This is a genomic window from Pseudomonas sp. Z5-35, assembly GCF_051131945.1.
Lineage (GTDB): Bacteria > Pseudomonadota > Gammaproteobacteria > Pseudomonadales > Pseudomonadaceae > Aquipseudomonas > Aquipseudomonas marvdashtae.
Genome location: NZ_CP071640.1, coordinates 4,736,746 through 4,759,184, shown reverse-complemented (window position 1 = coordinate 4,759,184; position 22,439 = coordinate 4,736,746). Strand labels below are relative to the sequence as shown.

Sequence of the window (22,439 nt, the reverse complement as noted above, 5' to 3'; positions counted from 1 at the left end):
TATGGAGCTTTGGTACTCCGACACTGAGACAACCTGTCACGCGACAATAGACCACGCCGTTAATCGGCGGATATGCGGCTACTCTTTGATCATTGCTTGATCCAGATCAATGCCTTCCGGGCGTTGTGCCTGGTGGCCATACGGTCAAAAGTCCTGCGTCGTGACGGTTTAAAAAGAACGATTTGAAAAGCATCGCACTCCATATCCCTGGGGGCTGTGATGCAAGCCCCGCCCGCAGCCGGTTTTACCTGACAGAGGAAGACTTATGTTCGGTTTGGAGGCGCTCGATCTCGCCCGAATCCAATTCGCGTTCACCATCTCGTTCCACATCCTGTTCCCGGCCATCACCATCGGCCTGGCGAGCTACCTGGCGGTACTCGAAGGCTTGTGGCTCAAGACGCGCGACGATACGTACCGCGACCTGTACCACTTCTGGTCGAAGATCTTCGCTGTCAATTTCGGCATGGGCGTGGTGTCCGGGCTGGTCATGGCCTATCAGTTCGGCACCAACTGGAGCCGTTTTTCCGACTTTGCCGGTGCGGTCACCGGGCCCCTGCTGACGTATGAGGTGCTCACGGCGTTCTTCCTCGAAGCCGGTTTCCTTGGCGTCATGCTGTTCGGCTGGAACCGAGTGGGTCGTGGCTTGCACTTTTTCTCCACAGCCATGGTGGCGATCGGAACGCTGATCTCGACCTTCTGGATCCTGTCTTCCAACAGCTGGATGCAAACCCCGCAGGGCTACGAAATCATCGACGGCCGGGTCATTCCGGTGGACTGGCTGGCGGTGGTGTTCAATCCGTCGTTTCCTTATCGTCTGTTGCACATGTCCGTCGCGGCATTCGTCGCCACGGCGTTCTTCGTCGGTTCGTCGGCGGCCTGGCATCTGCTGCGCGGGCGCGACAATCCGGCCATTCGCCGCATGCTCTCGATGGCGATGTGGATGGCCTTGCTGGTGGCGCCGGTGCAGGCGGTCATCGGTGACTTCCATGGCCTCAACACGCTCAAGCATCAACCGGCGAAAATCGCCGCGATCGAAGGTCACTGGGAAAACGTTGGCGATGAGCCCACGCCGCTGATCCTGTTCGGCTGGCCGGACATGGAGGCGGAGGAAACCAAATACGCGGTGGAAATTCCCTACTTGGGCAGCCTGATCCTGACTCACTCGTTGACCGATCAAGTGCCGGCCCTCAAGGAATTTCCGCCTGAGGATCGGCCGAATTCGACCATCGTGTTCTGGTCGTTCCGGGTCATGGTTGGCCTGGGGCTGCTGATGATTTTCACCGGCCTGTGCAGCCTCTGGCTGCGCCGCAAGGACCGGATCTACCAATCGCGGCCGTTCCTTCACCTGGTGCTGTGGATGGGGCCGTCCGGCCTGGTCGCGATCCTGGCCGGCTGGTTCACCACGGAGATCGGTCGGCAGCCGTGGGTGGTCTACGGCTTGATGCGCACGGCTGATGCATCGTCTGGCCACAGCTTTGCGCAGATGAGCTTCACCCTCGTCATGTTCGTGGTGGTGTATTTCGCGCTGTTCGGTGCGGGGCTGAGCTACATGTTGCGCCTGGTACGCAAGGGCCCGGTGGCCCACGAAACCGAGCCGAGTGACGGTGGCCCGGGCCAGAAACGCACCCCGGCCCGTCCATTGTCGGCGGCCAACGAAGGCGACGACGAAGTGGACCACAACGACAGCTCGCACAAGGGGAATTGAGTCATGGGAATAGATCTTCCGCTGATCTGGGCCGTGGTCATCATCTTCGGCATCATGATGTACGTGATCATGGACGGCTTCGACCTGGGTATCGGCATCCTCTTTCCCTTCGTCAAGGGCGAGCGTGATCGCGATGTGATGATGAATACCGTCGCGCCGGTCTGGGACGGTAACGAAACCTGGCTGGTGCTCGGCGGTGCCGGGCTGTTCGGGGCGTTTCCGCTGGCTTATTCGGTGGTGCTTTCGGCGTTGTACCTGCCGCTGATCCTGATGCTCATCGGCCTGATTTTCCGCGGCGTGGCCTTCGAGTTCCGCTTCAAGGCCAAGGCCGAGAAGCGGCACTTGTGGGACAAGGCGTTCATCGGCGGTTCGCTGACGGCAACCTTCTTCCAGGGCGTCGCGCTGGGAGCCTTCATCGATGGCTTCGAGGTGGTCAATCGCCAATTCGCCGGCGGCTCGCTGGATTGGTTCACGCCATTCACGATGTTCTGCGGTCTCGCGCTGATTGCCGCCTATGCCTTGCTCGGCTGTACCTGGCTGATCATGAAGACCGAAGGCAAGCTGCAAGAGCAGATGCACGACCTGGCCAGGCCACTGGCATTCGTGGTGCTGGCCGTGATCGGCATCGTCAGTATCTGGACGCCGCTGGCCCACGCCGACATCGCGGCGCGCTGGTTCACCTTGCCGAACCTGTTCTGGTTCCTGCCGGTGCCGATCCTGGTGTTGGTGACCATGTACGGGCTGTTCCGCGCCGTGGCCCGCAACGCCAACTACACGCCGTTCATCCTGACCCTGGTGTTGATCTTCCTCGGCTATAGCGGCCTGGGCATCAGCCTGTGGCCGAACATCGTGCCGCCGTCCATCTCGATCTGGGACGCCGCGTCACCGCCACAGAGCCAGGGTTTCATGCTGGTCGGTACGCTGTTCATCATTCCGTTGATCCTGGTGTACACCTTCTGGAGCTACTACGTGTTCCGGGGCAAGGTGACTCATGATGACGGCTACCATTGATCGACCTGCGAGGTGCCGAGAATGGCCAAGCCTGACTTGAAAGACATCGAGGCCGCTGAAAAAAAACCGTTATGGCAGCGGCTCGGTTGGCTGGTGGCGATATGGGCCGGTAGCGTGCTGGCACTGTTCATCATCGCCAGCCTGATGCGGATGTTCATGAACGCCGCCGGGCTGACCACCCACTGATTTCCCATCCCGTTGCCTTGCGGCACGGTTTACGCCCTCCTGAAAAGGGAGGGCTTTTTTTGGGATGAATTATTTGCGGGCTTTGAGGATCACGAATTTCGGCGTCGCCGCCACCTGCTCGACGCCGCGAAAGAGCCGCGCCAGCTTGCTGTGGTAGCCCAGGTGACGGTTGCCGACGATGTATAGGGCGCCGCCGACCACCAACGCTTCGCGAGCTTGCTGGAACATCCTCCAGGCGAGGAAATCGCCCACTACCTGCTGCTGGTGGAACGGAGGGTTGCACAGCACTACATCCAGCGATTGCGGCTCTTGTCCGGCGAGCCCATCGCCGGCCCGCAGGGTCACTTCGCGCTCGCCCAGGGCTGCTTGCCAGTTTTCGGCGGCCGATTGGATGGCCATGTACGACTCGTCCACCAGCGTGTAGTGAGCTTCGGGGTTGTGCAATGCGCTGGCGATTGCCAGCACACCGTTGCCGCAGCCCAGGTCCGCGACGCGGGCTGTGCCGAGGTTTGTTGGCAAGTGCGGCAGGAAGGCGCGAGTGCCGATGTCCAGCCCTTCACGACAGAACACGTTGGCATGGTTGAGCAATTCGATCTTCGGCTCGTCCAGCCAGTAGCGAGTCGGATAGGGGGAGACGGCCGGCGTCATGGCTTGAGGCGTGGCAATCAACAGACGGGCCTTTTTTACCGCCAATGAGGCCTGCACCGTCCCGATGTAGCGTTCCAGCAGGTCGCCTGCGGCCCGTGGCAAATGCTTGACCATGGCGGCTGCAATGACTTGCGCGCCTGGAGCCAGTTGCCCTTGTAGGCGGATCAGTTGTTCCTCTAGTAGCGCCAGGGTTTTAGGGACTTTGATCAGGACCCGGTCAAAGGGGCCTGTCAGCGGTTCGCTGGCTGGCACGATCGGTATCGCGTCGAAGGGCAGGCTGTTGCGCACCAGGTTTTTTTCCAGCGCCTGCAGTGCCAGGAACGAGTCGCCGCTGCTGGTGACCTTGACCTTGCCCACCAGGCTGGCCGCGAGGGCGCCGAAGCCATCATTGAGTACCAACACTCGGGACTGCGCGCTCGGTTGTTGTTCGGCCAGAAACGCAAGCAGGTATTCATCGGCCGCATCAAAGGCTTGCAGGGGTTCGTTCGGCTGTTCGGGCTGGCGGATCAGGTCGAGTTGGGCGAAGGGGCTGTCGAGCAAGGGCATGGCTGGGACTCTGGCAAATCAACGGATGTCCCGCTGCCCTGGGGCAGGCTTGTCAGCGGGACCGCCTGAATGAACTGCGTCGCGTGCTTCGCACGTCATCATTCAAGTGGGCCGTAAATGGTACGTTTTTTTATCAGGTATTACTCGTGGGTTTTTCAGATAGGCGATCTTGCTTCGCTACTAAATCATATGGATGTGGGCCGCTTTGGCCACCGCCGAGATCTTGTTGGTCACGTTCAGTTTTCGCATGCAGCTGCATACATGGAAATTCACGGTGCGTTCGGAAAGGCATAGGATCCTGCCGACTTCCGACGCGGTCTTCCCTTCGGCGGACCATCTCAACACTTCTATCTCACGGGGCGAGAGATGACAGACCTGTGGCGGCGCCATTGCGCCAGACAGTTTCTTGCCCGCCAATGCATGCAACCTTTGGCTGGCAAAAATGGCATAGCCAAGATTTCCGTAATGCTCGTCGGCATCGATACGGCAATGAGTCCTGGCAAGACTGAACAAACTATAATGGGCGCCGTGTTCGTCATGAACCGCTTGGGTCCAGCCATGCCTGAGGCCTTGGCGATTGAGTTCTCGCCATAACTGTGGGGCCTCGGAAAAAACCTGTTCGCTCCACAGAACGGGCACTGAAGATTGATTGCAATGCGCCATTATTGGGTCGGTGGAAGCATAACCCTTTCGTTCATAGAGTCTTTCCCACCCATAAGGGTAGTTATTGAGGTTTATCTTGCTGGTAGGTTGCTCAGGCAGAGTCGAATGCGCAACAAAGGCGCAGTATTCAAACCCCTGAAAATTAAAGAAATCCAGTACCAAGCGATAGGCTCGTTGCAAGTCCTTTTCACACGACAGCTTCCGTAGTTGCGCATCCTTCCACACGTCCATTGCGCTCTCCTTGGGGTGAATTAAGGAACGTGGATCCAATTCGGTCACGCGAAAATGAGTGTAGGACTATTCCTAACATGCAGTTAGATTTTTTTCGGTTGTATTAGGAGTTTGGTTATTGAGAAAGGCTTTTGCTAGTTGCTTTCCGATACAACCATTCTTGTTTTGTAGAAGTTTGCCGTGCCAGGTTTTGAAAGTGTGGCGCTACGCCATCATTCGTCGCCGGTGGTTAATGGGCTTACTTTGCGGGACACTAATGTTCTTGTCTTATTGGAGTGCCTCATGACCGACAATACGGAAAAGTTCACCCGCCAGACGCTGATCGACGTGCAACCGCTGACGTCGCACTTGTTTACATTGCAGACCACTCGGGATCGTGGCTTTCGTTTCCGGGCCGGTCAGTTTGCCCGGCTGGGTGTCGTCAAGCCGGATGGTTCTACCGTCTGGCGCGCCTATTCCATGGTGTCTTCGCCGTTCGACGAATTTCTCGAGTTCTTTTCCATCGTGGTGCCGGACGGTGAGTTCACCAGCGAGCTTAGCCGCTTGAAGCCGGGGGACAGTTTGCTGGTCGACCGCCAAGCCTTCGGTTACCTGACATTGGACCGTTTTGTCGACGGTCGCGATTTGTGGCTGTTGTCCACGGGGACGGGCGTCGCGCCGTTTCTCTCGATATTGCAGGACTTTGAGGTTTGGGAAAAATTCGAGCGAATTATCCTGGTCTATAGCGTTCGCGAAGCGCGGGAGCTGGCGTATCAAGAGCTGATCGAAGGATTGGCCCGGCGAGACTACTTGGCTGAGTACGCCCATAAATTGCGCTTTATTACGACGGTCACCCGTGAGCAGTATCCGGGCGCCCTTAATGGACGCATTACCACGCTGATTGAAAATGGCGAGTTGGAACAGGCCGCCGGCGTCGCGCTGACGCCAGAGCATTCGCGGGTCATGTTATGCGGCAACCCGCAAATGATCGACGACACGCGCCAGTTGCTAAAGACCAGGGGGTTGCGCCTGAGTCTCACCCGTCGGCCGGGCCAAGTGGCAGTGGAAAACTACTGGTAGAAATGGCGCCCCGTGGCGCCATTATCTACGCGCCAAGGGTCAGGGCCGTTCGTTCTGGGCCTTGAGCAGATCGCGGATCTCGCTCAGCAGTTGTTCTTCCTTGGAGGGAACAGGGGGCGCGCTCGGAGCGACGGCCTCTTCGCGCTTGAGACGGTTGATGGCCTTGACACCCATGAAAATGGCGAAAGCGACGATGATGAAGTCCACCATCGTTTGGATGAATTTGCCATAGGCCAGCATTACCGCAGGCGTATCGCCCTGGGCGGCCTTGAGTGTGATAGCCAGATCACTGAAATCCACTCCGCCGATCAACAGGCCGAGTGGTGGCATGACCACATCGCCAACAAATGACGAAACAATCTTGCCAAAAGCGGCACCGATAATGATCCCGACGGCCATGTCGACGACATTGCCTTTGACCGCGAAGGCCTTGAACTCGCTTAGCACGCCCATGAGTTGTTCCTTGTGACAGATGAGATTGATTCCGGCAGTGTAAGTCAGCTAAACGGGTCTCGCTCGACATGCCTGCTTACAAAGCTTGCCTGTTATCGACCCGGCTCCCCGTAAAAAGTTTACAAAGTGCCACCAATCGCGCGTGATACGCGGTTTCTGGCCGATTCCCTACATCGTTTTTTCTATCAAGACGGTACGGTATTTCTATTTAGGTTTTGGTTTTTACAGCACTAGCCTCTGAAGGGCGCACATGGATGCGCTTTATAAAATCAGAGGAAAATTCCAATGAACACTTCCCTTGGCCTCGGCGCTTTTTCCAATCGCCATGCCCTCGTTGTGCTGACCGCCAGCCTGCTTTCCCTGTCCGTCAATGCCGCCACCCTGACCCGTGACAACGGTGCTGCGGTGGGCGACAACCAGAACTCGCAAACCGCCGGCCCCAATGGCCCGACGCTGTTGCAGGATGTGCAATTGATCCAGAAACTGCAGCGTTTCGATCGTGAGCGGATCCCCGAGCGCGTCGTGCACGCCCGTGGTACCGGTGCCCATGGCGAGTTTACGGTTTCCAATGACCTGAGCGACCTGACCAAGGCCAAGGTCTTCGCCGCTGGCCAGGTCACGCCGGTGTTCGTGCGTTTCTCCGCCGTCGTGCATGGCAATCATTCTCCGGAGACGTTGCGAGACCCTCGCGGCTTCGCCACCAAGTTCTATACGGCGGACGGTAATTGGGACCTGGTAGGCAATAACTTCCCGACATTTTTCATTCGCGACGCCATCAAGTTTCCCGACATGGTCCATGCGTTCAAGCCCGACCCGCGGACTAACTTGGATGATGACTCCCGACGTTTCGACTTCTTTTCCCATGTCCCGGAAGCGACCCGCACACTGACCGAGTTGTATTCGAACTCCGGTACACCAGCCAGTTATCGCGAGATGGACGGTAACGGCGTACACGCTTACAAACTGATCAACGCCAAAGGCGAAGTCAGTTACGTGAAGTTTCATTGGAAAAGTTTGCAGGGGCTGAAGAACCTCGATCCGAAAGAAGTTGTGAAAGTTCAGGGTCAGGATTACAGCCACATGACCCACGACTTGGTCAGTCACATTAACAAGGGCGACTTTCCAAAGTGGGATTTGTATGTACAAGTCCTCAAGCCGCAGGACTTGTCCACGTTCGACTTCGATCCGTTGGACGCGACCAAGATCTGGCCGGAGGTACCTGAGCGCAAAGTTGGGCAAATGGTCTTGAATCGCAACCCGGCAAATGTTTTCCAGGAAACCGAACAGGTGGCGATGGCACCGGCCAATCTGGTTCCGGGTATCGAGCCTTCGGAGGATCGCCTGTTGCAGGGCCGGGTCTTCTCATATGCCGATACGCAAATGTACCGGGTCGGGCCGAACGCCCTGCAATTGCCGATCAACGCCCCCAAGGTTGCAGTGAACAATGGCAACCAGGACGGCGCGATGAATTTCGGCGGCACCAGTAGCGGCGTGAATTATCAGCCGAGCCGTTTGATGCCACGGGAAGAACAGCCAGCGGCACGTTATAGCCAGGTAGCGCTGAGCGGCAGCACCCAACAGGCGAAAATCCAGCGTGAGCAGAACTTCAAGCAGGCCGGCGATCTGTATCGTTCGTTCAACCAGAAGGAGCGCAATGATTTGATCGAAAGCTTCGGTGGCTCGCTGGCGACCACCGATGACGAGAGCAAGCACATCATCCTGTCGTTCCTCTACAAGGCTGATCCTGAATACGGCACTGGCGTGGCACGTGTTGCCAAAGGCGATCTGGTGCGGGTCAAGGCGCTGGCCGAGAAACTGAGCGACTGATGCCTCCTGCGGGGGTCGGGTTGGCTCGGCTCCCGCAGTTCTGTGTCATTAAGGAGAGGCCATGATGCACAAATTGCTTTTTTCGATGCTCGCGGCGTGGTCATTGAATGCGTTGGCAGAATTGCCTGTAGTTGCCGATCCGGCTGCGGTACAGGAGCAATTGCAAACCTATTATTTTGACGCCGCTCGACGGGGCGACGTGCCGGTGCTCGATACCTTCATCGAGGCCGGCTACTCCCTCGACACCCGGGATGAGAAGGGCTACACCGCATTGATCCTGGCGGCTTATCACGGCCATGCTCGCGCCGTGGAGCGGTTGTTGGCCGCTGGTGCGGATGCCTGTGCCCAGGACAAGCGCGGCAACACCGCCTTGATGGGGGCCATCTTCAAGGGCGAGGTGCAGATCGCGCGTCGTCTGATGTCCACCGATTGCAGCCCGGACCAGCGCAACGGTGCTGGGCAGACCGCCGCGATGTATGCCGGTCTGTTCAAGCGTGGCGAGTTGCTTGACGCCTTGAGGGCCAAGGGTGCCGATCTGGAAGCCAGGGATCGGTTGGGCAATACCGCGACGGATCTGGCCAGGGGTGAAATCAGAATGCCGGCCCCGCAGTAATGCCTGCCTGGGCTATCATCGCGGTTTTTACCCGGAGTTCAGATGGCCAAGGCAAAGCGCATGTACGGCTGCACCGAGTGCGGCTCGACCTTTCCCAAATGGGCCGGCCAATGCAGTGAATGCGGGGCCTGGAACACCCTGACCGAAACCATGGTGGAAAGCGGCGGGGCGGCGGCGCCTACCGGGCGCACGGGCTGGGCTGGCCAACAGGCGCAGATCAAGACCCTAGCCGAAGTCAGCGTCGAAGAAATCCCGCGCTTTTCAACGGCCTCCGGCGAATTGGACCGGGTGCTGGGCGGCGGCCTGGTGGATGGCTCGGTGGTGTTGATTGGCGGAGACCCGGGCATCGGCAAATCGACCATCCTGTTGCAAACCTTGTGCAGCCTGGCCACGCGTATGCCGGCGTTGTACGTCACCGGCGAGGAATCCCAGCAACAGGTCGCGATGCGCGCACGTCGCCTGGGATTGCCCCAGGATCAGTTGCGGGTCATGACCGAAACCTGCATCGAAACCATCATCGCCACGGCCCGCCTGGAAAAGCCCAAGGTCATGGTGATCGATTCGATCCAGACGATTTTCACCGAACAGCTTCAATCGGCCCCCGGCGGCGTGTCCCAAGTACGCGAAAGCGCGGCGCTGCTGGTGCGCTATGCCAAGCAGAGCGGCACGGCGATTTTCCTGGTGGGCCATGTCACCAAGGAAGGTGCGCTGGCAGGCCCTCGGGTGCTGGAGCACATGGTTGATACCGTGTTGTATTTCGAAGGCGAATCCGATGGTCGCCTGCGGTTATTGCGGGCGGTGAAGAATCGCTTCGGTGCGGTCAACGAACTGGGCGTGTTCGGCATGACCGATAAAGGCCTGAAAGAAGTCTCCAACCCTTCGGCGATTTTTCTGACGCGGGCCCAGGAAGAAGTGCCAGGCAGCGTCGTCATGGCCACGTGGGAAGGGACTCGGCCCATGTTGGTGGAAGTCCAGGCGCTGGTGGATGACAGCCACTTGGCGAACCCACGTCGCGTCACCCTGGGCCTGGATCAGAACCGGCTGGCCATGCTGCTGGCCGTCCTGCACCGGCACGGTGGGATTCCTACCCATGACCAAGATGTTTTCCTCAACGTCGTGGGCGGCGTCAAAGTGCTGGAAACCGCCTCTGACCTGGCGTTGATGGCGGCGGTCATGTCCAGTTTGCGCAATCGGCCGCTACCCCATGATTTGCTGGTGTTTGGCGAAGTCGGGTTGTCAGGCGAAGTCCGACCGGTGCCTAGTGGGCAGGAGCGGCTCAAGGAAGCGGCCAAGCATGGCTTCAAGCGCGCCATCGTACCCAAGGGCAATGCGCCGAAGGAGGCTCCGGCGGGGTTACAGATTGTTGCGGTGACCCGTCTGGAACAGGCGTTGGATGCGTTGTTCGAGTAATCCCGGAGGCTGGTGCAGGCCTTTGTGGCGAGGGAGCTTGCTCCCGCTGGGCTGCGCAGCAGACCTGAAATCTGCATCTCGGTGTGTCAGTTGATGTGAGTCGCTGCTTTTGGGGCTGCTACGCAGCCCAGCGGGAGCAAGCTCCCTCGCCACAGGGGATCGTGCACATGACTGGGACCGTGCATGTCAGGGGCTGTGGCAGGGTTTCAGATATGAATCAACGCCGCCAGCTCCCGCTCCAGCTCGTCATGGTCGCCCAGGTTGAGCTCTATCAGTCGGCGTAGGTGTGCGATGGAAGCCAAGTCGATATGTTCGCAGACGAAGCCCAGGTGACCATGGTCATCATGGGCCAATCGAACTTCCATTTTGATCTCAGCGTCAGGGCTCAAATGAATGTCAGCCGTGAAGGGCTTTTCGGGGTCACCAATCCAGGGTTCGGGCTTTTGGATCAGTAGTCCCTTGAGGGACAAATCCAGCAGCTCCACCGGCCAGGTGAAAGGCCCTTGGCTCAGTTCGGTCTTGGCATGGAACTCGATTCGTACGAAGCGGCGGCGTTCGCTCATTACGTATTCCCTCTGGAGATTCACTGACTATAGACCCTATGGGCAGGCCATCGTGCCCGTCCGGCCGGTGACAGACGAATGTCGGGGTATGGCCTTTACGCCTGTTAGCGCTAAACTCCGGCTGTCTGTCTTTCTGTCCAACCTGGCTGGAATATAAAAATGAACAACAATAATAGCCTGCTACGCCATATACCCTGGCTACTGCTGGCCGTCGTAGGGGCGTGCGCCCTGGGCGTCGTCGCCTTGCGCCGCGGAGAGCCGATCAACGCCCTCTGGATCGTCGTCGCGGCCGTGGCCATTTACCTGGTCGCCTACCGCTACTACAGCCTCTTCATCGCCAACAACGTGATGCAACTCGATGCGCGCCGGGCCACGCCCGCCGTGCTCAACAACGATGGCCTGGACTATGTCCCGACCAACAAACACATCCTCTTCGGCCATCACTTCGCGGCCATTGCCGGCGCGGGGCCGTTGGTCGGGCCGGTGCTGGCGGCGCAGATGGGCTACCTGCCCGGCACGCTCTGGCTGATCGCCGGCGTGGTGCTGGCCGGTGCGGTGCAGGACTTCATGGTCCTGTTCCTGTCGACCCGCCGCAACGGTCGCTCCCTGGGCGACATGGTGCGCGAGGAAATGGGCCGCATCCCCGGCACCATCGCGCTGTTCGGCTGCTTCCTGATCATGATCATCATCCTCGCGGTGCTGGCGCTGATCGTGGTCAAGGCCCTGGCCGAGAGCCCATGGGGCATCTTCACGGTGATGGCGACCATCCCGATCGCGATGTTCATGGGCATCTACATGCGCTACATCCGCCCGGGCCGCATTGGTGAAATCTCGCTCATCGGCGTGCTGTTGCTGCTGGGTTCGATCTGGCTGGGCGGGCAGATTGCCGCCGACCCGGTCTGGGCCAAGGCCTTCACCTTCACCGGGATCCAGATCACCTGGATGCTGATCGGCTACGGTTTCGTCGCCGCGGTGCTGCCGGTGTGGCTGATCCTGGCGCCACGGGACTACCTGTCGACCTTCCTCAAGATCGGCACCATCATCGCCCTGGCGATCGGCATCCTGGTCACCATGCCCGAGCTGAAAATGCCGGCGCTGACCCAGTTCACCGACGGCACGGGACCGGTGTGGAAGGGCGGTCTGTTCCCGTTCCTGTTCATCACCATCGCCTGCGGCGCGGTCTCGGGCTTCCATGCGCTGATCTCCTCGGGCACCACGCCCAAGCTGCTGGATAACGAAACCAACGCGCGCTACATCGGCTACGGCGGCATGCTGATGGAGTCCTTCGTGGCGATCATGGCGATGGTCGCCGCCTCGGTGATCGAGCCGGGCGTGTACTTCGCCATGAACAGTCCGGCGGCGATCGTCGGCGGTGACGTGGTGACCGTGGCGCAAACCATCAGCGGCTGGGGTTTTGCAATCACCCCCGAGGCGTTGCAAGCGGTGGCCAAGGACATCGGCGAAACCACCATCCTGGCTCGCGCCGGCGGTGCGCCGACCCTGGCGGTGGGTATCGCGCAGATCCTGCACTCGGTGTTGCCGGGTGAGAACACCATGGCGTTCTGGTACCACTTCGCGATCCTGTTCGAAGCGCTGTTCATTCTGACGGCAGTGGACGCCGGCACCCGTGCCGGACGGTTCATGCTGCAGGATCTGCTCGGCTCGTTCGTGCCGGCCCTCAAGCGCACCGAATCGTGGACCGCCAACCTGATCGCCACCGCCGGCTGCGTCGCGCTGTGGGGTTACTTGCTGTACCAGGGCGTGATCGATCCGCTGGGCGGCATCAACACCTTGTGGCCGCTGTTCGGCATCTCCAACCAGATGCTGGCCGGTATCGCGCTGATGCTCGCCACCGTGGTGCTGATCAAGATGAAGCGCCAGCGCTACATCTGGGTCACGCTGCTGCCGGCCAGCTGGCTGTTGATCTGCACCACCACCGCAGGCCTGATCAAGCTGTTCGACGCCAACCCGGCGATCGGCTTCCTGGCCCTGGCGCGCAAATACAACGATGCCCTGGCCGCCGGCCAGATCCTGGCCCCGGCCAAGAGCATCGAGCAGATGCAGCACGTGGTGTTCAACGCCTACACCAACGCAACGCTGACGGTGTTGTTCCTGTTCGTGGTCTTCAGCATCCTGTTCTACGCGCTCAAGGTCGGCATCGCCGCCTGGGGCACGAAAGAACGCACGGACAAAGAAGCGCCATTCCAGGCCCTGCCGGACGCTTGATCGAGGATTGCAACGATGTTCAATGACTTGAGTCGCCTCGGTAAATACCTCGGTCAGGCCGCGCGCCTGATGGTCGGCATGCCCGACTACGACAACTACGTCGAGCACATGCAAACCAAGCACCCGGATAAACCGCTGATGGACTACGAGGCGTTCTTCCGCGAACGCCAGGAGGCCCGTTACGGTGGCAAGGGTGGGCCCAAGTGTTGTTGAGTTGAGGTGATGACTGTGGGAGCGAACTGTTCGCTCCCACAGTTGTTTTGTGCCTCTTCATTAATTTCTGAACAGGAGATCCAGTTTGTCCTCTTCCATCCCGGTCACGATCCTCAGCGGCTTCCTCGGTGCGGGCAAGACCACGTTGCTGCGACATCTGCTCAAGGCCGAGCACGGCCTGAAAATCGCTGTGATCGAAAACGAATTCAGCGACGCCGGGATCGACACCCAGCTACTGGGTGACGAGCCGGTGCAAGTCATGACCCTGGCCAACGGTTGTGTCTGCTGCACGATTCACACCGACCTGACCAAGGCCCTTTATTTACTGCTGGAACAGCTGGACAGCGGGCAAATCCACTTTGATCGCCTGGTGATCGAATGCACGGGACTGGCCGACCCGGCACCCGTGGCCCAGACCTTTTTCATCGACGAGGATCTGCGCGAACGCTATATCCTCGACGGCATTCTGACTTTGGTGGACGCCGCCCACGCCGAAATCCACCTGACCCAGGCCATCGCCCAGGCCCAGGTCGGATTTGCCGACCGGCTGCTCCTGAGCAAGACCGATCTGGTGGATGCGGCTCAGGTCACGGCACTTGGCGAGCGGTTGACGCGCATTAACCGACGGGCGCCGATCCGGGTCGTAGAACACGGCAACATCGACCTCGCCGAACTGCTCGACATCCGAGGATTCAATCTCAACGCGGACCTGGGCGCCGGGTTCAGTCTTCGTCCGGTGGGCAAGGCAACGACGGGTGACCGCATCAGCAGCCTGGTGCTGCGCACCGACAAGGCGCTGGATATCGACAAGCTCAGCGAGTTCATGAACCAATTGCTCGAAGAACACGGCAAGCAGTTGCTGCGCTACAAGGGCGTGCTGAACATCGCAGGTGAACCCCGTCGGTTGGTATTCCAAGGGGTACTCAAGCTGTACGGTTTCGACTGGGATACCGAATGGGCCCCGGGCGAAACCCGGGAGAGCGTGATCGTATTCATTGCCGATGAGCTGCCCGAAGAGAAAATTCGCGCGGGTTTCGAAGCCGCGCTGCTTTGACTGAAGATGTCCCACGGACTTGCCTTGATACAGCGGCTGGGCGGCCACACGTCGCCGCTGTACCACCTTTGTTAAAGAAGACTCAGGATAAACGTTATCTTGGATTTTTCTTCTGTCTCAGCCAGGTAAAGATAAGGCGAGCCGCGCACCTTTAAGGCGCCTATATAGTGATTGTTCTGTGTCCTTAACGAGACAGGTAAGTGCGCGGCGGTAATGTTTTCCCGAGTGATCGTTCGGTTCTGATGATCCAAGAGGGTAAACACTGTTGGATCCTTGGTGTCTGGGCCCTTGGCGCCAAATACTTCCAGCCAGCTTTGGCTGATGAACTTGTCGTGATGTTTGCCAGTATTTTTTATAACCAGATTATAGCCACCCGAGGTGGGGCGAAACTGTAACGTCAGGGCCGCGGCGGTAATGCCTTGGCCTTTGGGCCTCATGCCTAGCAGGTTGGAGTGGTCATGGGTTTGCGGCCTGCCGCTGTAGAAACCACCGCTGAATGCGCTGACGGTGGCCATGGTCGGTTGACCGTGCAGTATTTCAAGCAAGTTGACGTGAGCATCAAACATCCTGAGTGTTGCTTCAAAAGATTTATTGTCCATTGGCCATCGATTCCTTTCTGGCTAGTTGAAGGGGAATCGAATCTTAATGGGTTTTCTTTAAGTGGCGAGGGTGTGTGTATTGCAAGTCGTAAGTTGGCAATAGGTGTTCGGTTTGGATTAAGTAATAGGGGCGTTAAAACAGAACTAATAAAAAGCCCGCGTCTTTCGGCGCGGGCCCTTTTTATTGCAGGTTTGAATTAAGCGCCGTACACCGGCAGCTTCTTGCAGATGGCCTTGACCTTCTCGCGAACGGCGTCGATCACCGTTTCGTTGTTCAAGTCAGCCAGGATGTCGCAGATCCAGCCGGCCAGTTCCTTGCACTCGGCTTCCTTGAAACCGCGAGTGGTCACGGCCGGGGTACCGAAGCGCAGGCCCGAGGTGACGAACGGGGAGCGTGGGTCGTTTGGCACCGAGTTCTTGTTCACGGTGATGAACGCCTTGCCCAATGCGGCGTCGGCGTCTTTGCCGGAGATGTCCTGCTTGATCAGCGACAGCAGGAACAAGTGGTTCTCGGTACCACCGGACACCACGTCGAAGCCGCGTTCGATGAACACGCCGGCCATGGCCTTGGCGTTTTTCACCACTTGCTGCTGGTAAGTCTTGAACTCAGGTTGCAGGGCTTCCTTGAAGCAGATCGCCTTGGCCGCGATCACGTGCTCCAGCGGGCCACCCTGGGCGCCTGGGAATACGGCCGAGTTCAGCTTCTTCTCGATGTCAGCGTTGGAGCGTGCCAGGATCAGGCCGCCACGTGGGCCACGCAGGGTCTTGTGGGTCGTGGTGGTGACCACGTCGGCGAACGGCACCGGGTTCGGGTAGACGCCAGCGGCGACCAGGCCCGCAACGTGAGCCATGTCGACGAACAGGTAGGCCCCCACCTTGTCGGCGATTTCGCGAAAGCGCGGAAAGTCGAGGATCTGCGAGTAGGCAGAGAAACCGGCCACGATCATTTTCGGCTTGTTCTCGACGGCCAGGCGCTCGACTTCGTCGTAGTCGATCAGGCCGTTGCCGTCGATGCCGTACTGGATCGCGTTGTACAGCTTGCCGGAGGACGAAACGCTAGCGCCATGGGTCAGGTGACCGCCGTGGGCCAGGCTCATGCCCAGGATGGTGTCGCCGGCCGACAGCAGCGCCAAGTACACCGCGGCGTTGGCTTGGGAACCGGCGTGCGGCTGGACGTTGGCGTAATCAGCGCCGAACAGTTGCTTGGCGCGGTCGATGGCCAGTTGCTCGACCACGTCGACGTACTCGCAACCGCCGTAGTAGCGCTTGCCCGGGTAGCCTTCGGCGTACTTGTTGGTCAGGACCGAGCCTTGAGCTTCCATCACCGCGGGGCTGGTGTAGTTTTCCGAAGCGATCAGCTCGATGTGCTCTTCCTGGCGCTGAGCTTCTTGCTCCATGGCGGCAAAGAGATCGGCGTCGTACTTGGCAATAGTCAAATCACGGCTGAACATGGCGGTCCTCAAGGATCGGGGCAGAAAAGGGGGGCATTCTAACCCAACCGGTTTTGGAAGGCATATGAAAGGAATTCAGATTGGAGAGCTTCAAGCTTCAAGCTTCAAGCAACAAGCTGCAAGTCAACGCAGACCGGCTTCTGCCTTTAGCTTGCCGCTTGAAGCTTGCCGCTTGAGGCTGCCTCAATCCAACATAAACAACGCATCATTGCTGAACTGCGCTTCAAACCGATTGGCCGGCATCGGCCGACCGAACAGGTAGCCCTGGACTTCGTCGCAGCCATGCTCACGCAGGAATTCCAATTGCTCGTGGGTCTCGACACCCTCGGCGATCACCGCCAGGTTGAGGCTGTGGGCCATGGCGATGATTGCCCGGGCGATCTGCGCGTCCTGTTCGCCGGACGGCAGGCCATCGACGAAGGTACGGTCGATCTTCAGCACGTCGATGGGGAATTGCTTGAGGTAGTTGAGCGATGAATAGCCGGTGCCGAAGTCATCCACCGCGATGCTCAGCCCCAGGTTTTTCAAACCGGCCAGGATCTGCATCGCCTCGCTGACCTCACGCATCAGGATGCTTTCCGTCAGTTCCAGTTCCAGGCATGCCGGCGGCAGGCCGGTGCTGCGCAGGATGTTGGCGATGCGCGTGCCCAGTTGGCCATCGGAGAACTGCCTGGCCGAGATATTGACCGAGACTTTCGGCACCCTGACCTTGGTCTGGTGCCAGGTCTTGAGCTGGCGACAGGCCTCGCTGATCACCCAGTCGCCGACGTCCACCACCAGCCCAAGCTCTTCGAGCACCGGGATGAAATCCCCCGGCGGCACCAGTCCGCGGCGTGGATGACGCCAGCGCAGCAAGGCTTCGGCACCGGTCAGGCGCTTACCGTCGCCACTGAACTGGGGTTGGTAATACAACACGAATTCGTTTTGCTCCAGCGCATGGCGCAGGTCGCTCTCCAGTTCCAGGCGCTCCAGGGCGCTGGCGTTCATGTCGGCCTGGTAGAACTGGAAATTGTTCTTGCCGCGCTCTTTGGCGTGATACATGGCCGTGTCGGCGTTTTTCATCAATTGGCTCAGCTCATTGCCGTCCTGGGGGCTCAGGGCGATGCCGATACTGGCGGTAACGAAAAACTCCCGGCCTTCTAGCACGAATGGCCGGACCAGGCCGGCAAGAATCTGTTCGGCCACGGTAATCGCTCGGTTCAGCGCCATTTCCCGACTGGCTCGTGGTTGCAGCAGCAAGGTGAACTCGTCGCCGCCCATGCGCGCCACGGTGTCGTCGTCAGCCACGCAGCCGAGCAGGCGCGTGGCCATTTCCTTGAGCATCCGATCGCCGGCGGCGTGGCCCAGGGAGTCGTTGATCGGCTTGAAACGGTCGAGATCGAGGAACATCAGCACGACCCAGGTTTTCTGCCGCTCGGCCGATTGCAGTGCAGTGTGCAGGCGGTCCTGGAACAGCGTGCGGTTGGGCAGGTGGGTCAGGGCATCGTAGTAGGCCAGGCGATGGATACGCTGTTCGCTGGCCTTGCGTTCGCTGATGTCGCTGAAGAAACACACGTAGCTGGCCAGGTCGCCTTCGTCGTCGAGCACCGCCGTGATGCCGACCCAGGCCGGGTAGTGCTCGCCATTGCGGCGCTTGAGCCAGACTTCGCCTTCCCAGGTGCTGTGCTGTTGCAATTGCTTTAGCACGTAACGCAGGTGAGCTTCCTGTTGGTCATCCACGGTCAGCATGTTGGGTAACTGGTCCAGCACTTGCGATACCGCATAACCGCTGACGCGGCTGAACGCTTCGTTGGCCTGGACAATGTAGCCGGCCGGATCGGTGATGAGGATGGCCGAGGTCGAGTGCTCGAATACCGTCGCGGCCATGCGCAGGTCTTTTTCGGCGCGACGCTGCTGGCTGATGTCCCGGCCTACGCCCAGTACGCCTTCGAACGTGCCATTGTCATCCCAGACCAGCACCAGCCGCAGCTCGATGGGAATCTTGCGACCGTCGGCACGCAGGCAGTCGAACAGGAACAACTGGGTCTGCATTTGATTGCGCAGCTCGGCCAGTTGTTCGGGCTTGTCGAGGGCCTTGCTGACCCGGTCCATGAGGGAATGGATGCCGCTCAGTTGTGCCGGATTGGCGATGGTCGATTGCCAGCCGCTCTGGAATATCCAATCGGCGGTATAGCCGAGCACCGCCTGGACCGACGGACTGACGTAGTTGAGCGACAGCTTGCTGTCGGTGGAGAAAATCACGTCGCTGATACTTTCGGCGAGCATCCGGTAACGTTGCTCGCTGTCGCGCAGCGATTCGCTGGCCTCGATCTGCTCGGTGATGTCCTTGGCCACGCCGATGATCCGGGTTACCTGATCGTACCGGTCACGCGCGAGGGCCTGTTCGCGAACTTCGAAGCGTCGCCATTTGCCGTTGCGATGACGAAAGCGCAACTGGCATTGAAGCAGTTGCGTATACCCACCCCGTCGCTGCTCCTGGCGCAGGTCGTGGTAGTGATCGGCATCGTCGCTGTGCAGCAGGATCTCCCAGAAATATTCGCCCATCTGGTGCAGTTCGGTACGGTCGTAACCGAGCGTCTGGCCCAGGTGATGGTTGCTGAAAATCATCCGCTGGCTGATGACGTCCTGCACATAAAGATGATCCGGGACGGTGCGCACCACGTCGGACCAGAAACCCTCGCGCTCAAGCAGCGACAGCTCGATCAGCTTGCGGCTGGTGATATCGCTGATGCTCAGGATGACGGCGTTGTAGTCGTCCTGTGTTTCGGGCAGGCGCAGCACCAGCCACAAGTGCTGATCCCGCCCATGGGCGTCCTGGAGCCTGATTTCCAGCTCCAGTTGCTTGTGCTGGTCAAGCAATGCTTCGAGCAGTTTCGAGCCGACCGGGTTGTTGTCCTTCGCGGCGTTGCCGACCAGCAATTGCCACGCTTGTCCACAGGAGTCGACATTGAGCAGCTTCAAGGCCATCTGGTTGACTTCGGTGACGTGCACTTGCTGTTGCAGCTGTTCGAGCTGTTGCCCAATCTGCAGCCAGGCCCGCAGTTGCTCCCCATCGTGCAGGCCGGCCTTGGCGAAGAACGCCTTGAGTCCGGACAGGTCAAGCACGCAGAGGGCCACGCCGGTGCCCTCGAAGATGTCCTGGTAGCGACGACGTCCTTCATGCAATTGACGCTGGCGCCGACGCATGTTCAGCAACGCAATCACCGGCAGCATCGAAAACGCCAGGCCCAGCAAGCATTTGCCGATAAAGGCGGGCAACAGTTGCTCAAGCACCTGGCTTCGATCGAACAGCCCGCGCAGCTGCCAGTCGCTGCTGCTCAGCGGTACGGTCAACACGGTGTTGCTGAGGTCCTGCGTGGTCAACTGGGCGGGGCTGGACGTTGGCAGGCTTTCGTCGCGGCTGATGATTTGCTGATTGAGACGGTTCTCCACCAGCCACAACGGACGCAGGCCCGTATCGGCCTGCTTGGTCAAGGTCGAAAAGAAGCTTGGGGTCAGGCGCAACGCCCAATAGCCACGAGTGCTGCCGCTGGCCTGGTGCAACAACAGATGCACGACGGAGCCGTCTTGGGCGTTGCCGAAATAATGCGCCTGGGCGCGGCTGCGCCGTACGAGTTCGCTCAGGTACTCGGCGTCGTGGCTGTTGGCGTCGCTGTCACTGAGTACCCTGCCGGAGGGACTTAGCAACGCGAGGCTGCGCAACTCGGGCAGCGATTGCTGGAGCTTGCGCAACAGCGACTGCTGTTCGTCAGCGCTCTGCGGTTGTTCGACGATCGGCAACAGATTGAGGGCGATTTGCGCATTCAGGGCCATGTTCAGGCTGACTTGCGCGGCGAGGTCGGCGGTGTAGTCAATGGTGTATTGGCGCTGTTGCTGCTGGGTTTCGCGCAGTTGATCGAGCAGCTGCCAGAAAAGCAGGCCCAGTAGCAACAGCACCAGCGAGGCCAGCCCGCCCTTCAATGTCCCGCGCAGGGGCAGGCCAGGCACAGCAGTCGGTGCACGTGGGGACGAGGGCGGCGTGACATTGGACAAGCTGTAATCCTGCCGTTTGCTGGGCTGGCGCGACGTGCACTATAAGCCGGACGCTCAAAGGGCGGCTAGCATGCCTTGGCTTGTGGCAAAGTGCCAGCCCTTGGCGGCTGGACCTTGATCGGCGGTTGAGGTAGCTTTGCCGGTCAAACAAGAGCGTTCCAGCTCCAGATACCCAGGCACCAACCGCCCGCAGGCATTGACCAACATCAAGGGCCCGCGCCGCGCATGGCCTGGCTCGTTCTTTTCACCTGTCACTGACGCTAGGTTCACCATGGCTCAATACGTCTTCACCATGCATCGGCTGAGCAAAGTTGTTCCGCCGAAGCGGGAAATCCTGAAAAACATTTCTCTGTCTTTCTTCCCCGGCGCCAAGATCGGCGTATTGGGCCTCAACGGCTCGGGTAAATCCACGCTGTTGAAAATCATGGCCGGCGTCGACCAGGAGTTCGACGGCGAAGCCCGTCCGATGCCGGACCTGAACATCGGCTACCTGCCGCAAGAGCCTCAGCTGGATCCGACCAAGACCGTGCGTGAGGTAGTCGAGGAAGCCGTCAGCGTCATCAAGGACGCCCAGGCTCGCCTGGACGAGGTCTACGCCGCGTATGCCGACCCGGACGCCGACTTCGACAAGCTGGCCGCCGAACAGGCCAAGCTGGAAGCGATCCTGCAGGCCAGCGACGGCCACAACCTCGACCGCCAGCTGGAAGTGGCTGCCGATGCACTGCGCCTGCCAGCCTGGGACGCAAAGGTCGAACACCTCTCCGGTGGTGAAAAACGCCGCGTGGCCCTGTGCCGACTGCTGCTGTCGGCTCCGGACATGCTGCTGCTCGACGAACCGACCAACCACCTGGACGCCGATTCCGTCGCCTGGCTCGAACACTTCCTGCACGACTTCCCGGGCACCGTGGTAGCGATCACGCACGACCGGTACTTCCTGGACAACGTCGCCGGCTGGATCCTGGAACTCGACCGCGGCGCGGGCATTCCGTACGAGGGCAACTATTCGGGTTGGCTGGAAGCCAAATCCGATCGTCTTGCCCAGGAATCCAAGCAGCAGTCGGCCCATGAAAAAGCCATGAAGGAAGAGCTGGAGTGGGTGCGCAAAGGCGCCAAGGCCCGCCAGTCGAAATCCAAGGCTCGCCTGCAACGCTTCGAGGAAATGCAATCCCAGGAATTCCAGAAGCGCAGCGAAACCAACGAAATCTACATCCCGGCCGGTCCACGCCTGGGTGACAAGGTCATCGAGTTCAAGAACGTCAGCAAGGGCTATGGCGACCGCGTGCTGATCGACAACCTGTCGTTCTCCATGCCCAAAGGTGCCATCGTCGGCGTGATTGGTGGTAACGGCGCGGGTAAATCCACGCTGTTCCGCATGCTGATGGGCAAGGAGACAGCGGATTCGGGCAGCATCGAAATCGGCGAGACCGTGCAGTTGGCCTGCGTCGACCAGAGCCGTGAGGACCTGGACGGCAGCAAGACCGTGTTCCAGCAGATTTCCGACGGGTCCGACCAGATCCGCATCGGCAACTACGAAATCCCGTCGCGCACTTATGTGGGCCGCTTCAACTTCAAGGGCGGTGACCAGCAGAAATTCGTCAAGGACCTCTCCGGTGGTGAGCGCGGTCGCTTGCACCTGGCGTTGACCCTGAAAGAGGGCGGCAACGTCCTGCTGCTCGACGAACCGTCCAACGACCTCGACGTTGAAACCCTGCGTTCCCTGGAAGAGGCCTTGCTGGACTTCCCGGGCGCCGCCATCGTGATCTCCCACGATCGGTGGTTCCTCGACCGCGTGGCGACCCACATCCTGGCGTACGAAGACGACTCGCAAGCGGTGTTCTTCGAAGGCAACTACACCGAGTATGAAGCCGATCGCAAGAAGCGCCTCGGCGAAGCGGCTGCCCAGCCGCATCGTGTACGGCACAAGAAACTGGCTTGATCGGGTCAGCTGC

18 protein-coding genes are annotated in these 22,439 nt (G+C 59.6%); 11 read left to right on the top strand and 7 right to left on the bottom strand.

From position 1 onward, the window contains the following. Positions 1 to 265: 265 nt before the first annotated feature. Genes J3P95_RS21875 through J3P95_RS21865 form a run of 3 tightly spaced genes read left to right on the top strand, consistent with a single transcriptional unit; the run spans position 266 to position 2,902 of the window. Positions 266 to 1,705, top strand: coding sequence for a cytochrome ubiquinol oxidase subunit I (locus tag J3P95_RS21875; RefSeq protein ID WP_434558723.1), 1,440 nt, complete (start codon positions 266 to 268; stop codon positions 1,703 to 1,705). A 3-nt stretch (positions 1,706 to 1,708) separates the two neighbouring features. Next, entirely contained in the window at positions 1,709 to 2,716 is a 1,008-nt protein-coding gene (gene cydB, locus J3P95_RS21870) for a cytochrome d ubiquinol oxidase subunit II (protein ID WP_186610887.1), read from the top strand. Between the two features lie 21 nt (positions 2,717 to 2,737). Further along, positions 2,738 to 2,902, top strand: a complete 165-nt coding sequence (locus J3P95_RS21865) for a DUF2474 domain-containing protein (RefSeq protein ID WP_434558722.1) — start codon at positions 2,738 to 2,740, stop codon at positions 2,900 to 2,902. 69 nt (positions 2,903 to 2,971) lie between these two features. On the opposite strand, the gene J3P95_RS21860 is transcribed toward J3P95_RS21865, so the two are convergent. Together J3P95_RS21860 and J3P95_RS21855 are read right to left on the bottom strand one after the other, a co-directional pair. After that, a complete protein-coding gene (locus J3P95_RS21860; protein ID WP_434558721.1) occupies positions 2,972 to 4,096 on the bottom strand; it encodes a methyltransferase in 1,125 nt (374 codons plus the stop codon). Positions 4,097 to 4,276: 180 nt separating this feature from the next. Beyond that, complete coding sequence (locus tag J3P95_RS21855) at positions 4,277 to 4,990, bottom strand: autoinducer binding domain-containing protein (protein ID WP_434579696.1); 714 nt, start codon at positions 4,988 to 4,990, stop codon at positions 4,277 to 4,279. A gap of 282 nt (positions 4,991 to 5,272) precedes the next feature. Between J3P95_RS21855 and J3P95_RS21850 the strand changes: the two genes are divergently transcribed. After that, positions 5,273 to 6,049: a ferredoxin--NADP reductase gene (locus J3P95_RS21850; protein ID WP_434579698.1), complete on the top strand. Its 777-nt coding sequence runs from the start codon at positions 5,273 to 5,275 to the stop codon at positions 6,047 to 6,049. Between the two features lie 39 nt (positions 6,050 to 6,088). Here the strand turns inward: J3P95_RS21850 and mscL are convergent, their stop codons facing one another. Further along, positions 6,089 to 6,502 (bottom strand): large-conductance mechanosensitive channel protein MscL, encoded by a 414-nt coding sequence (gene mscL, locus J3P95_RS21845; RefSeq protein ID WP_186638739.1) that lies wholly within the window; start codon positions 6,500 to 6,502, stop codon positions 6,089 to 6,091. A gap of 285 nt (positions 6,503 to 6,787) precedes the next feature. Here mscL and J3P95_RS21840 point away from each other — a divergent pair, with 285 nt between their 5' ends. The 3 genes from J3P95_RS21840 to radA all read left to right on the top strand — a co-directional run bounded on the left by J3P95_RS21840 (position 6,788) and on the right by radA (position 10,352). Beyond that, complete coding sequence (locus J3P95_RS21840) at positions 6,788 to 8,329, top strand: catalase (RefSeq protein WP_434579699.1); 1,542 nt, start codon at positions 6,788 to 6,790, stop codon at positions 8,327 to 8,329. Positions 8,330 to 8,393: 64 nt separating this feature from the next. Further along, positions 8,394 to 8,942 (top strand): ankyrin repeat domain-containing protein, encoded by a 549-nt coding sequence (locus tag J3P95_RS21835; RefSeq protein ID WP_434581155.1) that lies wholly within the window; start codon positions 8,394 to 8,396, stop codon positions 8,940 to 8,942. Between the two features lie 42 nt (positions 8,943 to 8,984). Continuing rightward, complete coding sequence (gene radA / locus J3P95_RS21830; protein WP_434579701.1) at positions 8,985 to 10,352, top strand: DNA repair protein RadA; 1,368 nt, start codon at positions 8,985 to 8,987, stop codon at positions 10,350 to 10,352. Positions 10,353 to 10,558: 206 nt separating this feature from the next. On the opposite strand, the gene J3P95_RS21825 is transcribed toward radA, so the two are convergent. Continuing rightward, positions 10,559 to 10,915, bottom strand: a complete 357-nt coding sequence (locus tag J3P95_RS21825; protein WP_434579702.1) for a PilZ domain-containing protein — start codon at positions 10,913 to 10,915, stop codon at positions 10,559 to 10,561. A 159-nt stretch (positions 10,916 to 11,074) separates the two neighbouring features. On the opposite strand from J3P95_RS21825, the gene J3P95_RS21820 reads away from it, so the two are divergent. The 3 genes from J3P95_RS21820 (at position 11,075) to yjiA (ending at position 14,408) form a co-directional block, all read left to right on the top strand. Beyond that, a complete protein-coding gene (locus J3P95_RS21820) occupies positions 11,075 to 13,141 on the top strand; it encodes a carbon starvation CstA family protein (RefSeq protein ID WP_434579704.1) in 2,067 nt (688 codons plus the stop codon). 15 nt (positions 13,142 to 13,156) lie between these two features. Next, positions 13,157 to 13,354 (top strand): YbdD/YjiX family protein, encoded by a 198-nt coding sequence (locus J3P95_RS21815; protein WP_003201656.1) that lies wholly within the window; start codon positions 13,157 to 13,159, stop codon positions 13,352 to 13,354. Positions 13,355 to 13,439: 85 nt separating this feature from the next. After that, entirely contained in the window at positions 13,440 to 14,408 is a 969-nt protein-coding gene (yjiA, locus tag J3P95_RS21810) for a GTPase (protein ID WP_434579706.1), read from the top strand. Between the two features lie 71 nt (positions 14,409 to 14,479). On the opposite strand, the gene J3P95_RS21805 is transcribed toward yjiA, so the two are convergent. The 3 genes from J3P95_RS21805 to J3P95_RS21795 all read right to left on the bottom strand — a co-directional run bounded on the left by J3P95_RS21805 (position 14,480) and on the right by J3P95_RS21795 (position 20,490). After that, entirely contained in the window at positions 14,480 to 15,007 is a 528-nt protein-coding gene (locus J3P95_RS21805) for a hypothetical protein (RefSeq protein WP_434626128.1), read from the bottom strand. A 197-nt stretch (positions 15,008 to 15,204) separates the two neighbouring features. Then, on the bottom strand, positions 15,205 to 16,458 hold the full coding sequence (glyA, locus tag J3P95_RS21800) for a serine hydroxymethyltransferase (protein WP_434579710.1): 1,254 nt from the start codon (positions 16,456 to 16,458) through the stop codon (positions 15,205 to 15,207). A 183-nt stretch (positions 16,459 to 16,641) separates the two neighbouring features. Further along, positions 16,642 to 20,490, bottom strand: a complete 3,849-nt coding sequence (locus J3P95_RS21795; RefSeq protein WP_434558712.1) for a sensor domain-containing protein — start codon at positions 20,488 to 20,490, stop codon at positions 16,642 to 16,644. 271 nt (positions 20,491 to 20,761) lie between these two features. Here J3P95_RS21795 and ettA point away from each other — a divergent pair, with 271 nt between their 5' ends. After that, positions 20,762 to 22,426 carry an energy-dependent translational throttle protein EttA gene (ettA, locus tag J3P95_RS21790; protein ID WP_434558711.1) on the top strand — a complete coding sequence of 555 codons (1,665 nt, stop codon included), beginning with the start codon at positions 20,762 to 20,764 and terminating at the stop codon, positions 22,424 to 22,426. The last annotated feature ends 13 nt before the right edge of the window (positions 22,427 to 22,439 follow it).